The 15179-nt window shown below is 56.8% G+C and carries 11 protein-coding genes; 8 read left to right on the forward strand and 3 right to left on the reverse strand.

The genetic code is table 11. The features are described from left to right. Nucleotides 1-1485: 1485 nt before the first annotated feature. A complete protein-coding gene (locus HS101_07835; protein ID MBE7506184.1) occupies nt 1486-1737 on the forward strand; it encodes a hypothetical protein in 252 nt (83 codons plus the stop codon). Nucleotides 1738-1944: 207 nt separating this feature from the next. Continuing rightward, nucleotides 1945-2712, forward strand: a complete 768-nt coding sequence (locus HS101_07840; protein MBE7506185.1) for a hypothetical protein — start codon at nt 1945-1947, stop codon at nt 2710-2712. A gap of 701 nt (nt 2713-3413) precedes the next feature. Here the strand turns inward: HS101_07840 and HS101_07845 are convergent. Further along, entirely contained in the window at nt 3414-4241 is an 828-nt protein-coding gene (locus HS101_07845; GenBank protein MBE7506186.1) for a hypothetical protein, read from the reverse strand. 426 nt (nt 4242-4667) lie between these two features. Between HS101_07845 and HS101_07850 the strand changes: the two genes are divergently transcribed. The 6 genes from HS101_07850 to HS101_07875 all read left to right on the forward strand — a co-directional run bounded on the left by HS101_07850 (nt 4668) and on the right by HS101_07875 (nt 11674). Continuing rightward, entirely contained in the window at nt 4668-5501 is an 834-nt protein-coding gene (locus HS101_07850; protein MBE7506187.1) for a hypothetical protein, read from the forward strand. 99 nt (nt 5502-5600) lie between these two features. Continuing rightward, the gene (locus HS101_07855) at nt 5601-6098 is read left to right on the forward strand and encodes a molybdopterin-binding protein (GenBank protein ID MBE7506188.1); all 498 of its coding nucleotides are present in this window, start codon (nt 5601-5603) and stop codon (nt 6096-6098) included. After that, a complete protein-coding gene (locus HS101_07860) occupies nt 6050-6892 on the forward strand; it encodes a prepilin-type N-terminal cleavage/methylation domain-containing protein (protein MBE7506189.1) in 843 nt (280 codons plus the stop codon). The genes HS101_07855 and HS101_07860 overlap by 49 nt, the downstream gene beginning before the upstream one ends. Nucleotides 6893-6934: 42 nt before the next feature. Beyond that, nucleotides 6935-7678: a hypothetical protein gene (locus tag HS101_07865; protein MBE7506190.1), complete on the forward strand. Its 744-nt coding sequence runs from the start codon at nt 6935-6937 to the stop codon at nt 7676-7678. 819 nt (nt 7679-8497) lie between these two features. Then, complete coding sequence (locus HS101_07870; GenBank protein ID MBE7506191.1) at nt 8498-8968, forward strand: hypothetical protein; 471 nt, start codon at nt 8498-8500, stop codon at nt 8966-8968. A gap of 48 nt (nt 8969-9016) precedes the next feature. Further along, nucleotides 9017-11674 carry a cation:proton antiporter gene (locus HS101_07875; protein ID MBE7506192.1) on the forward strand — a complete coding sequence of 886 codons (2658 nt, stop codon included), beginning with the start codon at nt 9017-9019 and terminating at the stop codon, nt 11672-11674. Between the two features lie 292 nt (nt 11675-11966). On the opposite strand, the gene HS101_07880 is transcribed toward HS101_07875, so the two are convergent. Continuing rightward, nucleotides 11967-14468: a serine/threonine protein kinase gene (locus HS101_07880; protein MBE7506193.1), complete on the reverse strand. Its 2502-nt coding sequence runs from the start codon at nt 14466-14468 to the stop codon at nt 11967-11969. Beyond that, nucleotides 14465-15046, reverse strand: a complete 582-nt coding sequence (locus HS101_07885) for a sigma-70 family RNA polymerase sigma factor (GenBank protein ID MBE7506194.1) — start codon at nt 15044-15046, stop codon at nt 14465-14467. The genes HS101_07880 and HS101_07885 overlap by 4 nt, the downstream gene beginning before the upstream one ends. Nucleotides 15047-15179: the final 133 nt, after the last annotated feature.

Here is a 15179-nt window from a genome sequence, read left to right on the forward strand (position 1 = left end):
TGTCGCCGGCGTGGGTTCGGCGGCTGATGGGGACTTGGTCGGAAATGCGAATTCGGACTTTGGGTATGCCACTTGGTTTCGCTTCGTGGGCCTGGGGGGAGGGAATTGCAAGGTGACATAAGGTGACACACGCGTTTTTTTTCGTTTGCAACTCTTGTGGCGGGCATGTGTTGGGGCGGTTCGGGTTTTGGGTGGTTTTTGGGTGGAAACGTCGAAAAGTCGAAACGTCGAAATGGAGGAGAGCCGGGACTTGAGGCGCGGAGGGGCCGAGGTGGATGCAAGGTGTCGAGGGTGAAGGCAGGATCGCCGGCACGCGCGCAAGTGCTGTAATGTTGAAGGCGATGCATAAACGTCGAAACGTCGAAATCAATCCAATTCGCGGCGATCATCCTCTGCTCTGATCTGAGATTTCGTGCAAAAAAGCGCGTAAACCCAAGGTGACATATAGTGACACACGCGATTTTTTTTGTTTGCAACTCTTGTGGCGGGCATGTGTTGGGGCGGTTCGGGTTTTGGGTGGTTTTTGGCGGAAACGTCGAAAAATCGAAAAGTCGAAACGTCGAAATTGTGCGCGGCGGCGGGGTCGCGCGGGGGCAATCGATACGTGACCCCTCCCTGACAGTCGGGGCTCTGAATGGGGCGCGGCGATTCGTTGATTTGCAAGGTGACAATAGGCGAACAAAAAGGGGCCGAGGGACCAAGGGGCTGAGGGGTCCGGGGTGAAGACCAGCTCGCTGATCGCACGCAACTCCTGCAAAGTCGAACGTGACATATAGTGACACACGCGAATTTTTTCGTTTGCAACTCTTGTGGCGGGCATGGGTTGGGGCGGTTCGGGTTTTGGGTGGTTTTTGGCGGAAACGTCGAAAAATCGAAAAGTCGAAACGTCGAAATTGTGCGCGGCGGCGGGGTCGCGCGGGGGCAATCGATACGTGACCCCTCCCTGACAGTCGGGGCTCTGAATGGGGCGCGGCGATTCGATGATTTGCAAGGTGACAATAGGCGAAAAAAGTTTGGGCGGACGCTTGTAAGTCGCGCGGCGGGCATGTGTTGGGGCAGTTCGGGTTTTGGGTGGTTTTTGGTGAAAACGCGCATGGTGAAACGCGACGGGTGTATGCCCGAATGGGCGCGGAAAGTTTCAGGGAAGTTCGTTTGTAAGTCTTTGAAAAGTGTGCCGGGAAGGTGACACAGCGCGGCCGAGGGGTTTGAGTGTTTTGGTTGTGCACGATGCGCTACCTCGCGGGGCAATGGTTGGATTGATCTCCATTTGTGCATTCTTGCTCCGCGTGCGCGCGGGGAATGGTGATCGCGCGCGTGGGAATGCGACCCCGTTGGGGTCAAGATGGATTCTGAGGATGCTTTGGTACAGGGGCGATGCCCCTGCCTACTGAATTTTGGCCCTTCGGGCCGGGGGTTCGATCGGTGCAGAGGCTTTCGAACAAGATGAAACAGCGTTGCGGCGACTAACGCAGGCTGGGGGAGCGCTTGGTCAGGAGCGGCAGCGCGAGCAGCAACGCTGCGGTGGGCTCGGTGATTGAGATTCGGTTGAAGTGCGATTTCACCGGGGACGGTCGCGTGACCTCGGGGGACAGCGGGGGGTTTTCGAGCGCGTTGTACGGCGAAACGGACAATGTGTTTCAAGCCTACTGCGGGGATTTTTCGGGGGACAACCGGGTGACGGTGGACGACGTGGACGCCTATTTCCAGGCGATGATCCGGTCGGCGAGTTGTCCGTAGGCGGTGCAGGCGGTGGGTATGCCCACGGATTGGGATCCGTGGGCTTGGGGTGCTGCGTGGAATGGCAAATCTCCTTGGAAACCAACGGTATCGGGCGGGCGGTATGGAAGTTGCGAGCGGTATAATCCTGATGGGGGCGTCTTGCCGGCCGGCCCATTGTGCGAGGCGAAGTGGGAGTGCGGCGAGCGAATCGGGGAGGATATCCGCATGTTGAAGCAGGCTGGTCTTGTGTCCTCTGTCGTTCTGATTGTCTTCGCCGGTCAAACAGCGCTAGCCGGTCCGGTGCTAGACATCGACCCGGGCCTGATGGGCATCCCACGCGGGGGGGTTATCTTTGAACAACTACCTAATCGGTCAGGCGGCCCCGCAGCTGACACGGATTACATCTCAGGAAATGGGTTGCCCTACTGGCAACTTGAGGCTGACAATATCTTGTTGAGTGAGTCCGCGCTGATTCGCCATATCACCTGGTGGGGATTCTATGGCGGAGACTCCGATCCGAGCCCCGGAGCGGATGATCCACCAACTGGCCCGGAGACAATGCGCATCCGACTTTATTCTGCGCGAGCCGGCGATGGTCTCCCGGACAGCTCGGACATTCTATTCGAGGAATCCTTTCTTAATCCGTCGCGGACAGCAACCGGTCGAAGAATCCTCACGCCGACTGCCCCGGATGAATACCGATTCGAGGCCGACCTCGCGGTGCCCTTCACATTGATCTCGGGGCTTCCCTATTGGTTGGAGGTCGTTCAGTTTGGTGACCAAGCGAGCCTGTTTCGTTGGGAACATGGGACAGGTCTAATCAATGGCCGCGCGTTCAATAATCCTATTGTTCCGAATTGGTACGGCACCGAAGGGAGCTTCGCATTTCAGCTCAGTACGATACCGGAACCGTCATCGTTTGGACTTTTGTTGGCATGCGTCGTCCTGAGCACTTTGTTGGGGCCTGGGGGAAGGAGGGCAACTTCACGATAGACAATTCAGTTCACTAAGGTAAAAAGGGGACATTCTACTTTTCGTAGCCAAGAAGCATTCTGAAGAGAAAAGTAGAATGTCCCCTTTTCCTCCCCATTTAAGTGAAGAAACCCAGTGCCCAATTGAGTCGGATTCTCCCAGCGGATGCACAGTCGTCGAAAGCTCTTCAAGGGCGCTACGGCGAAGAGGTACCCCCGGTCATTGACCGGGGGCTAAGTATTTGTGGGATTACAGTTGGTTGGAACGGTGCAGATTGGTTGCACAATTCAATTCAACTGGAGACACTGGGACGCCAGTAGAACTATTTCTGGCCGGAATCCGCGTTCTTGACCCCGAGAGACGTGACTTGATCGTGAAAATGACCTGACTCGCGTAGTGCACAGGTTGCGTTCCGGCCATCCCTAAGTTCGGTGAGCAACCATGTCGCTCGTCGCGTCAAGGGCAAGCCGCTCAGCGATGGCCCCGGCGCGGTCCAAAGTAGCCGTACATTATTCCCTCGACATGCTAAGTCGTTCGCCGAATTATTCCGCCCGTGGTCGCTTGGGCGTACATCCTCTCCTGCGATGACCGCCGTAGCGCCGTTCAACACGTCGATGGCCCGGAAGGCCAACGATGGTAGCGAGTGGCTTCGAGCCACTGAGCAACGGGCATCCAACCCATTGTTTTATCTTCACCGCCCGGAGGGAGGACGCACCGAGCGATCAAACCTGAATCGCCCGTGCCCTGTTTCGCCTATCGAGCCGCTTTGCGCGCTGTGAGATCATGGCGAAAGCGACAGCTAGCATTGGCATCAGCAATGATGGTTCAGGCACGACATTCAGATAGAAGTGCTCTTCGTCGTAAAAGGCATATGACCCCGTCATGTGGTCATAATCCCAGCCTTCTACCGAAACTTCGAGATCGTACCATCCGGGTAAAACAACGCTGGGAACTGTGACGGTCAGGTTCAGTGTCGTCGGACCGGTCCAGTCGTGACCACCATCTCCGGTACTCGCATAATACTGTGCGCCATCGTTAAGAAAATAATCCGTGTAGAGCGTCCACTCAGATTCATCGAGCGGTACCGGTGCGGGATCGTTCGGAAACTCCTCACCGTACTCCTGTGCAGCAGCCAGTAGCAATTGCGCATCACGCCAAGTCATCGGGTCAGCATTACCGGCCTGATAGTCGGGGTCCGTATGTCCCACATTCTTGAACCCCACAGCCCAGCGACTTGGATTAAACAATGGATTGGGATCGCTCAATTGAATGACAAGCTCAAAGGTCCCGCCCGGCGTTGCTGAATAGGAATCAAGCGGGCCCTCGCCGCGATCAGGGTCGCCAAATTGTCCCACCGGGATAATTGACGAATTCGTTCCTACGACATCCAGCATGGCATCTGTGACAGTGTGCCCGAAGCCATTACTGCTGTGACAGGTGATACACGACTGCCCATAAGAGGGCCGCGCCGAGAGCGGTGTCGTGATGGCCAATGTCAGCAACACTGTAAAGACGGACGCAATGAATCGAATATTTGCCAGCTTACTCATTTTTTCCCACTCCAAGAATTGGCTCGGAAGGTCCGGTACTCGATTTCCGAGACCGGCACGAGCATTGTGATGTGCATTCTATCTAATCAGCAGACCAGAATTCAAGTCAAAGGCGTCGCATTCCATGATGCGAAAATGGCGATTATCACCCATATTGGAACGCCTTCTGTGGGATGTCGCGTGTCCGAAATTAATTAACTGACTTGATGAAGTAAGTAGGCTCAAAGCAGCAGCCGGCATGGCCTCCTCTTCGAGCATGCGGCGTTATGTCAGTACGGTCCATACCGCGAGCCGGTCATCGCCGATTCGCCGCAGATTGAGGCGTTATTCCCTTCGTGATATTATGCCCCGCATATGGTCATCTCTGCAGCCTTCGCGCGAAATCTGTTGCTTGGGTGCGCCCTTTTGAGCATGGCCTCGCAGGCCATGGCTGATGAGACAATCGCGGTGACGGCGATCCGCGATGCCTTTGTTCGCGAACAGGATGCGCCGTCCAACTTCGGTGGGGGTGGGCTGCTTTGTGTTGCGGGCCAGGACAGCGTCAACGAAGTCGAGCAGCCACGAGGTCGATTTGATTCGGTCGTTGTCTTCGACCTGACGTCAGCGGTCGCGTTGTTCGATCTCTCATTCGGCACACAGCAATGGGTGATTACAAATGTCGAGCTCCAGTTAGCTCATGTCGTCGTGCCGGATAATCCGCTTTTTCCGCGTGGGATCGGGAACTTTCAGGTTCTTTGGTTCTCGGAAGACACCTGGACCGAGGGCACGGGTTCACCGAACGCCCCCACCCAGAATGGCGGCGACGAGATGTCGTGGCAATTCCTTCAATCACTACTTGTGACGGCAACCGAAGGCCCGCTAGGTAGCTTTCTTACTTCAGGCGTGACTGGCGTTCATGTATACGAATTGGCTCTCGACACGAATTTCGTAACCGACATCGCCGCCGGCGGCATGGTCAGCCTTCACTTCGTGCCGCAAAGCGCTGACCTGGGGTTTACATTGCGTTCGCGAAATTTCGGCGATTCTGCCCAACGGCCGAAACTTCTGATTACCGCGGCAAGGTTCATCCTGGGCGACCTGAATTGCGACACGATAGTGGACATCCAGGACTTGGAACCCTTTGTTCAGTGCCTGATGGACCCGGTTCTGTATTCCAGTCTTCACCTGGGATGCGAACCCACTCAGGCGGATTTCAACGATGACGGGTCGGTCGATGGGGCGGACATTGCAGGTTTTGCGGAAGCTCTGTTGTCGCCATAACGTACTTACGACCCAGGTCGCATTCTGCGGCTCATATGGCAGAGGAAACCACCCATGAAGGGCATCCGATTCCGTTACATCTTTGTGATGCTGGGCTCCATGGCGCTCCTCGCGCTTTCATCACTGGCTCAATCAACCGCTGAAAATCAGAAGGCCGCGACCCAGCCGGCGAATGATGTCCTTGTCGTGCAAGGAGTGGGCTTGCGGGAGATCAAGATCGACCGCGATGAGTTGGCCGCAATGCCGCGACGTGTGGTTAAGGTCAAAGACCATGATGGCGAGATGTCCTCCTTCGAAGGAGTCATGGTGGGCGACCTCCTGAAGAAGGCCGGCTTCACCTTCGGCCAGCACTTTCGCGGTCCGCGCATGGCCGACTACCTGATTGCTCAGGCCGCCGACGGATACCGTGTCGTGTTTGCGCTTCCAGAATTGGACACCGAGTTCAGCGAGCGAATTGTGATTGTGGCAGACCGTTGTGATGGCAAGCCACTGTCCGAACGGGATGGTCCGTTCCGCATGGTTGTGTCCGACGAGAAGAAGCATGCTCGATGGGTCCGCCAAACGACGAGCCTCACGGTCGCGACGGCGACACCCTGATTCGCCCGGAGACGCCTCGTTTGGAGGCGAAGATTGCACTGATGCCGGCTATCACGTCTCAACGGTCGCGTTTCGCTTCGAGATGTCAGGAGTCCAGGGATACCGCAACCGCGCGGCACGGCTTCACCGTCATCGAATTGTTGGTCGTCTTCGCCATCGTCGCCATCCTCCTCGGCATTCTCATGCCAGCCCTAAGTAGCGCCCGACATGGTTCGATGTCCCTTCGCTGTCAGACGAATCTCCGTCAATGGGCGCAATCCGTCATCATGTATGCCCAGGACAATGACGGGAGCCTCCCGCGGCGCGGACAAGGCGCACAGCCCACCACCAACATTGTTCGGCCGGCAGATTGGTTCAACGCGCTCCCGCCGTTGCTGGGTCTTAAGCCCTATTCGGCATTGGCAAGCGACGGACAACTGCCGAAACCCGGCGATCGCAGTTTGTGGATGTGTCCGAGAGCGACTCCAGCTGCCACTGAACACTATTTTGCCTATGCGATGAATATGTACCTTTCGACATGGCAGAATCCGTTGCCTGACAGGATCGACAAGGTGGCTCCGACCGACAGACAAGTCTTCGTGACCGAGGGGCCAGGAGCCTATTGCTCGGTACTGGCCTCTAGGCAGGCATATTCCCCGGTCGCCCGGCATGATGCTCAGATCAACATCGCGTTTCTGGACGGGCATGTCGCGCGGTTCGCCGCTCAATACGCAGGGTGTGGTGTCGGCGACCAGTTTCATGGTGACGTGCGTTGGGTCGTTCCTAACAGCACTTGGTCCGGACCTAGCGAATAGTGCAGGCGGCCCAGCGCCGTCGAAACCAAATGGGAGGAAGTAATGAATTTCAAAATCAGAGCGTTGACGATTTCCGTGTTTGCATCACTCACGATTGCGCCAGCGTTTGCCGCGCCGCCCTTGACAGTAAGCTCCACACCGGTTGCCGATTCGTTTGTCTCGTCGGCCAACCCGGTCAACAACTATGGCGCAGGTGGCGCGCTGGCGTTGTCAGCAGATGGTTTGCCCAAGGGCTCGTTTGCCAGTTTGATTCGCTTTGACACCGCTGCTGCCACGACCGCATTCGACGCGACATTTGGCGTGGGCCAATGGTCGGTTCAATCGGCGAGCCTGCGGCTTACGGCCACAACCCCTAACAACGCCATCTTCAACAATGCAGATGCCGGGCAATTCAGCGTTAGCTGGATGGAAAGCGATGCCTGGGTTGAAGGGACCGGCACACCCATGGTTCCGACGACGACCGGGGTCACGTTCAATACACTTCCCTCGTTCCTGAGCGCGAACGACGCACCGTTGGGGTCATTCACCTTCGGCGGCGGAATCAGCGGTTCAACGATCTACACGCTGAACCTACCGCTCGGTTTCACAAACGACATCTGGACCGGCGGCTTGCTGAGCATGCGGTTGTTTGCGGAGGATTCATCGGTCAGCTACTTGTTTAATTCTCGCAACTTTGGCACCGTGGCCAACCGCCCGGAACTCTCCATCACTGTAGTCCCAGAGCCCACCTGTATTGCCCTGCTGTTCCCGGTTGTGTTGTTGATCGCAGCCCGACATCGTCGATGACAGATGCAGTCGCATTCTCCCGGATTTGAACCGTTAGGGACTATAGCCGGACCGGCAACACGTCGGGTGCATGCTCGCGGGGTGCTATTGGCTATAGACTGTTCTTCGTGATGGCCGAAGCGCTTCGGGAGGCGACAACCAACCTCATCTGGTGTCGGCAGCCTACACTCCTGCCCAGCCACGACTACGACCAGTTGTCCTTGTTTTTTCGTGCGATCTGATCGCCGATCTGAAACGCCATGTAGGGCTGAGACTCCCATATGCCGCATCTCGCTTGAAATAATCACTCAGGCGGTCTTGCGACGACAACTGGTTGCCTTGGTAAATGACCCGGCTAGAATCAGGCCAGTATGTTCGATTTTTTGCCAATATGTCGAAGTGTCGGAGCACGAGCTGTTGTAGTCACCTTGTCGCTTATTCTCATGGCGAGCCCCCAGTTCCCACCTTCGGATGCCGGCGGAACAGAGGCGAGCGATCGTTCACAGGCCACGTGCACCAGCCACAAAGACCTGCTCGCATTCACGCCCTCGAAGTCAAGTTTCTACGGTGACTCACGTAACCAGGACTGTTTTCAACCGTTCGCTTCACTGGCATCATCGCACCACACTGTGCAGTTGCATTGGCAGGCACATATCTGCGCGGATCATCTGTCCGCCTTCAATATCACTCTCGATCGTTGTGATAAACTCTGCCGTTGGCTGATTTGATTCGCTAACACATCTATCGGTTCCCGTTTATTCAGAAAATCGTGATTGCGGATCAGGCCACGCGCGTTCGTCGTGAATTTCTACGACGCGCACATTGAGAGATTATTTTGCGATGAGAAAATCAAGCCCAGAAACCCAGGAGCGGGCGATCGCCCTAATCAGTGACTTGCTGGACCAAGACAAACCAGCTGATGCCCTCGACGTTATTGCAAGATTCGGAGCAAAGAATGACGAGATACGTAATGCATATGGCGTATGCCTGATGCGTCTCGGTGAACTCGATAAGGCCCTTGAAGTATATCGAAGCTTGTGTATCAGCCAAGGCGTTTGCCTAAAGCCGGATGCGCCGGTCGCGCACCTGATCAACTATGCGACTGACCTTCTGCTTCTACAGAATGTCGCGGGGTGCATCGACATCCTTCGCGAAATCCGTGCGTCGTCTCATCCAGGGGCGGCGCGAGTTCAGTCGGCAGTCGATCAATGGCGTCGGTCGCTGCGATGGTGGCAACGTTTGAGCCTACTGGTCGGCATCGAGCCTGACGTGGCCATTCGCCTTGAATATCCTCCGGGCGTGTTGGTCTAGGCGAATCGGTTATTGATCGGTTCGCCGGTAAGTGCCAGGATTGCAAGCATGCACGATCTTTCACTCATCGCCACGGTGGCTGCTGCGTTCACTTGCGCTTGGCTCCTCGGGCTGATAACGCAGCGGCTTCGGCTATCTCCGATCGTGGGATACCTCCTTGCAGGCGTTCTCATAGGGCCACACACTCCCGGCTTCGTGGGTGACATACACATTGCGCAGCAACTGGCTGAGGTCGGAGTTATTCTCCTCATGTTCGGCGTGGGCCTGCACTTCCATTTGAAAGACCTGCTTGCGGTCAAGGCAGTAGCCATTCCCGGCGCGATCGGACAGAGCCTTATCGCAACCGTGTTCGCCATTGCTGTATTTTCAGCATTTGGTTTTTCATTTACGACCGGCGCCGTCATCGGCATGGCGATGGCGGTCGCAAGCACTGTCGTCCTGATGCGGGTACTCATAGATGCAGACTCGCTTAATTCGCCGGAGGGGCACGTCGCCGTTGGCTGGTTAATCGTCGAAGATATCCTCACGGTCATACTGTTAGTACTTATTCCAGTCCTCGGCAACGGGAATTGGGCCGGGCCGACTTTGAGTACAGTCAGCGAACCGCCGCTTTGGCAGACTCTCGGACTCGCGCTGATAAAGCTATTGGCGTTGGTAGGTATCGTATTGCTGGGAGGGTCGCGACTCGTGCCTTGGGTCCTGGTCCGAGTGGCGAGACTCCGATCGCGCGAACTATTCACGTTGACAGTGCTCGTTTTTTCCATTGCCGTTGCCGCCGGATCCTATTTCTTCTTCGGCGCGTCGATGGCGTTGGGGGCGTTTCTCGCTGGCATGGTCGTGGCGCAATCGCCAGTAAGTCACCAGGCTGCGGCGGATGCCTTGCCCATGAGGGATGCTTTCGCGGTGTTGTTCTTCGTCTCGGTAGGAATGCTCTTTAATCCGGCGTTTATCTTGCAGCAACCATTGATGGTATGCGCTGCGCTCGGAATTGTTCTCCTAGTGAAGCCGCTGGCCGCACTCACCATCGTAGCGATTCTCGGGCATTCGGCGCGCACGGCGTTGACGGTAGCAGTCGGCCTTGCGCAAATCGGAGAGTTTTCCTTCATCCTTTCCGATCTTTCGAGTCGGCATGGACTGATGCCAGAGGCCGGGCACAATGTCCTTGTCGCATCAGCGATAATCTCGATCACCCTGAATCCCATTCTTTTTCGATCGCTGCCCAGGTTTGAATTATGGCTGAAGGCTCGACCCCTGATCTGGCGACTTTTGAACGGCCGCGCTGAAAGGCGAGCCATTGCGATGAACTTGGCCGCCGCCAACTTGGTGGCGCAGCCGACTCAGGCGAGTGCTCGATTGGCGATTGTCATCGGTTACGGACCGGTCGGCCGGTCGGTTCATCGGCTCCTGCGGGAAGCAGGACTTTCTACCGTCGTAATCGACCTGAACATGGACACCGTATCGTCCTTGAATGCTGAGGAACAGATGGCGATCTTCGGTGACGCTTCGCACGAGAGTATCCTCGAACAAGCTGGCGCGAGACACGCCACGTACGTGATCTTGACACTGCCGCATTCATCCGAACGCGCGGCCGTCGTAGCAGCAGCGCGAAGTCTAAATCCGAGTGCGAGAATTCTGGTCCGCGCCAGATACTTACGTGAAAGAGAGTATCTGGAGCAAGCAGGAGCGAACGCCGCTGTTTTTGAAGAGGCGGAAGCGGCGGTTGCCTTGGCGCGACTGGTTCTCGCAGACACGGGGCTTCATCGTAAAGCGGCGGACAAGAAGATAAATGATTTGCGGCTCCGACTCATCATGGAGAATATCTCCAACATACGCACTCAGCGGGTGAGGAGCGTTATGGTGCCGTGGGCGCGAACCCGTTGGCTGCCTCAATCCGCGGATCGGAACACCGTGCTTTCGCAGGTTTCTCAGGAACGATTCTCGCGGTGGCCGGTCGTTGAACTGCGAACGGGACAAGTTGTCGGGTATCTGCTGACCAAGGACTTGGTGGCTCATGCGGCAGATGCGGACTGGTCACCGTTGGTGCGCCCCCTGAAAGCAATCCATCCGGACGAAAATGTTGAAGCCGTCCTGACGCGCATGCAGAACGAGGGCGACTCAGTTTATTTGGTGGAAGACGAGGGACGGCCACTCGGTCTCATTACACAAGAGAATATACTCGAACAGGTAGTCGGTCAGATAGAAGACGAATATCCCCATGAGTCTCCCGTCTCAGTCGCCGATGCGATTGCTCGTGGCGCGATAGTGCTCAACCTTGCCGCCATGTCCCGCGATCAAGTGGTCGCCGAATTGGTCGAGAAAATACCGCTAGAGCGCTTGCCATTCGGTACTATGAAAGATGGAATAAGCCGTTCAGTGCTTGAACGAGAGAAGGAAGTATCCACTGATCTCGGAAATGGAGTGGCGATTCCACACGCGCGGGTTTACGGACTGCAATCGCCCATCGTCGTTTTCGGGCGCTCCCCTTATGGCGTGATGTTCAGCACAACATCTGATGTGCTGGTACGCTTGGTGTTCCTGCTTGTGACACCATCCGAGCAGCCCGAAGCACAGCTGGCCCTGCTTTCGCAACTCGCGACCGTCTGCCGTGAACCGACGAATCGTGAAGCGCTGAACAATGCGTCCTCAGCGACGGATATTCTGTCGATAGTCGATCCGCGCTCGCGAGGAAACATTCAGCAAATCTGAATTTCATCGGCTAGATAATTCGCAATTCTATTGCTATGTGGTCGCGATGCAGGAGTGATTGCGCCGTTTCGATTTGACTGGGCAGGATTGATGATGGGGGCGCGATCTCGCTCGAATCATTAACTTGTGCGGATGCTAATTTCCCAGCTAAGTGGATGATGAACTCTGATAGCGGAGCAGAATGTGAACATTCGTGGGACGTAGTGCGCCTTACTATTGGAAAGTCTTATCTTTGCAAATGGTTACAGCTGGCATTCCGTGTTAGGAACCAAGCAATGCTCATTAACTTTGGTCACGGCTGAGAGGTGGGGCCGGGATTCTGAGTCGGATTAAGAGAGGCCCGAAAATCGCTTACAGTCTTGACCCGCCCATCATCGGGACCGAAATTTTTTCTTAGAGTCCGAAGAGCATTTGTTAGTAATGGATCTGCTTCATTGACGCGGCCGTTTTTGCGAAGGCACTCGCCATAGCGGGCCTCCCAGAATGCCGTTTTCCAGTTGTCCGCAGTATATAACTCCTTTGCCCGATCGTAGGCGGACTTCAACAGGGATTGTGCCTCGTCAAAACGATCAAGCATGGTGAGCGTCCAGCCGTAGTTGCCGGCAATGACGATGAATTGTGAGTGGTTCAGCCCGGCGTATTCTCCAATGGAATCCCACAACTTCTTCTGCACGTCGGACGCGTCCTGCCAGCGCTGCAGCTTGTTATACAAGAGCGACAGATTCAGGGTATAGAGCAGCGTCGAATCGTGCCGCAGGCCGAGGACCTGTTCGGACAGGCCGACAGCGCGTTTGAGCCACTTCTCAGCTTCATCATACTTGTTCAGACTCAAGAGCAGATATCCCAGATTGTTCATGGACGAAATCGTGTTGGGATGATCCTCGCCCAGCCTTCGAAGGCGCGTTTCGCAGACACGGCGCTGAAGTTTCTCCGCGTCATCGTAGCGCCCTTGATTTTCATAGACCACGGCCAAGTTGTTGCAGCAGGTTAGGGTCTCTTCATGTTCCGGCCCGAGCAGTTCCTCTTGGAGGCGAACAAGGCGCTCCAACAGCGGAAGCGCCTCGGTGGGGCGGCCGGTTTCGCGCAGGAGATCGGCAAGATCGTTCAGCTCGCGCAGGGCAATAGGCGAGTGGTCGCCGTGGGTTTGCTCGGCCAGTCGCAGTGATTGGCGGTGCAGTGATTCGGCTTCAGCCGAATTGCCGGATCGCCCGAGTTCACGCGCTAGGTCGCGCTGCGCGGCTAGCGTGTCGAGGTTCGACGGTCCGAGGAATTTGGTCCGCAGGGCTGCCGCGCGTTCGATATGTCGGCGCGCAGGTTCGTGGACCGCCAAGTCGGAGTAGACTTTTCCGAGTGTGAGTCGAATGCTTGCCTCGACGAGCGGATCATTCCGAAAACGCCCCTCGATTCGCTGAGATGCATTGTCCAGTGTCTGCCGGATGGTCAGTTCCCTTCCGCGCGCGTTGGCCGGATCGACGCTGCCGAGCATGTCTTCATTCAAGAACCGAACAGTTTCGGCTGCGACACGGCGCTGGGCCTCGGCACTGCGATACATCATGAACGTCGAGACCATGCCTCCGATCAACAGCACGAAACTAGCCGCGACGCCGCCCACCAATGCTCGATTTCGCCGGGCGAATTTGCGAAGCTGATACAAAGTGCGTGCCGGCCGCGCGATAATCGGTTCGTCATTCAGGAACCGGCGAATGTCCGCGGCCATTTCCGCGGCCGCCGCATACCGGCGCGCCGGCTCCTTTTCCATCGCACGAGCGACAATGGTTTCAACATCGCCGCGGAATTGTCGATCGATACGACTGAGCCGCGACGGATCGTCCTCCCGGATGATTCTTGCCGCCTCGACAATGGGTTGCGCCTTGAGATCGTGAGGCAAACGGCCGGCGAGCAGTTCGTAGAGCACGACGCCGAGCGCGTATACATCGCAGCGCGCGTCGATGGCACGCGGGTCACCCGTAACCTGTTCCGGGCTCATGTAAGCGACGGTGCCAATCATTTGTCCGGTGTTCGTGTGCAGCGTCGTCGTGCGAAGATCGGAATCCGTCAGTCGCGCCACGCCGAAATCGAGGATCTTCGGCTCACCGCGATCGTTGACGAAGATGTTGCCCGGCTTCAAATCGCGGTGGATGACGCCCTGCTCGTGGGCATGTTGAACGGCGTCGCAGACGATGACAAAAAGCCGCAGCCGATCTTTCGTCGAAAGTCGCTTGTCCGCCGCATGGTGGGTGATCGCATTGCCTCGGACCAACTCCATAGCCACGAACGGCAGCATTCCGCCATGAACCGGCGCTGTCCCTGCCTCAAAGACTTGGGCGATGCCGGGGTGCGCAAGCCGACCCAGTGCTTCAGCTTCGAGTTCGAACCGACGGAGCAATTCCGCCGAACCGAACCCCAGCAGTTCGGGCCGGATCACTTTCAGTGCCACGGTACGATGCGGCTGGTCCTGAATCGCCTCGTAAACGCAGCCCATGCCGCCCCGGCCGATGATGCGAACAATCTCGTATCGGCCCAACCGTTCCGGGAGGACCTCGCCGGATTCGGATGGATGGCCCGCGGCACGCGAGACACTGCGGGCAAGTAACTCCCGCCCGACTCCCAGTTGCGCGTCACTCAGGGCGCCGTGATCCAAGGCATCGGAGGCCAGCATCGATTCCACGTTTCGGCGTAGTTCGGCGTCATCTCCGCATGCCTCGGTGACATACGCGGTGCGGTTGGGCTCGAACATTTCAACGGCCTGCTGAAATATTCCGACGACGCGGTTGTATCGTTCGACATCCATCACGAATTCGATTCGCCCAATTCCAATCGCAACCAGGCGCGGGCCGCGCGCCAGTCGAGTTCGACGGTTCGGGTCGAGACGTTAATCAAGTCGGCCACTTCTTCAACGGTAAACCCGGACAGGAAGCGGTATTCGACAATCTGCGCATGCCGCGCGTTGAGCGCCGCGAGCTTCCTCATCGCCGCGTCGAGCGCCTCGATATCCACGTCACAGGTTGAGAGCGGTGTCACAACGGGATTCAACGTTACGCGCGTCCAGTCCCGGCCACGTTTCTCCGCACGCGCCGCCCGGGCATGGTCGGTCAAGACCTGTCGCATCACTTTCGCGGCCAGCGCGAAGAACTGCCTGCGGTCGCGAAAACGCTCGTTGAGTCGGCTTGCCAGACGAAGATACGCCTCGTGGACCAGGGCTGTCGGCTGGAGAGTGTGCTCGGTCCGTTCATTGGAAAACATCGCCGTTGCCATGGACCGAAGCTCGTCGTACACGATCGGCAGGATGTCCTGAACAGCCCGCTGATCTCCCTCGTCCACGCGGGCCAGGATGGCGGTCAGGCTTTGTTCTCGGTCGTCCTGAGAATTCATTGAATTGAACCGCTAAAGCACCGTGGCGCTTCATATTACCGCAAAAACGCAATCGGAAACAGGCATGGCAGCGGAGGGTGCGTAGTTTCTTTGCGCCTTTTTTTTACCATTTCCGCCTGTAAGCGGGGATCGT

The sequence above is a fragment of the Planctomycetia bacterium genome (genome assembly GCA_015075745.1).
Classification (GTDB): domain Bacteria; phylum Planctomycetota; class Phycisphaerae; order UBA1845; family UTPLA1; genus UTPLA1.

Excerpts from the sequence above, each read along its gene's own strand:
- HS101_07855 (MBE7506188.1), top strand. The coding sequence starts at position 5,601 with ATGGCGCTCCTCGCGCTTTCATCACTGGCTCAATCAACCGCTGAAAAT.
- HS101_07870 (MBE7506191.1), top strand. The coding sequence starts at position 8,498 with ATGAGAAAATCAAGCCCAGAAACCCAGGAGCGGGCGATCGCCCTAATC.
- HS101_07860 (MBE7506189.1), top strand. The coding sequence starts at position 6,050 with ATGGGTCCGCCAAACGACGAGCCTCACGGTCGCGACGGCGACACCCTG.
- HS101_07845 (MBE7506186.1), bottom strand. The coding sequence starts at position 4,241 with ATGAGTAAGCTGGCAAATATTCGATTCATTGCGTCCGTCTTTACAGTG.
- HS101_07865 (MBE7506190.1), top strand. The coding sequence starts at position 6,935 with ATGAATTTCAAAATCAGAGCGTTGACGATTTCCGTGTTTGCATCACTC.
- HS101_07850 (MBE7506187.1), top strand. The coding sequence starts at position 4,668 with ATGGCTGATGAGACAATCGCGGTGACGGCGATCCGCGATGCCTTTGTT.
- HS101_07875 (MBE7506192.1), top strand. The coding sequence starts at position 9,017 with ATGCACGATCTTTCACTCATCGCCACGGTGGCTGCTGCGTTCACTTGC.
- HS101_07840 (MBE7506185.1), top strand. The coding sequence starts at position 1,945 with ATGTTGAAGCAGGCTGGTCTTGTGTCCTCTGTCGTTCTGATTGTCTTC.
- HS101_07885 (MBE7506194.1), bottom strand. The coding sequence starts at position 15,046 with ATGAATTCTCAGGACGACCGAGAACAAAGCCTGACCGCCATCCTGGCC.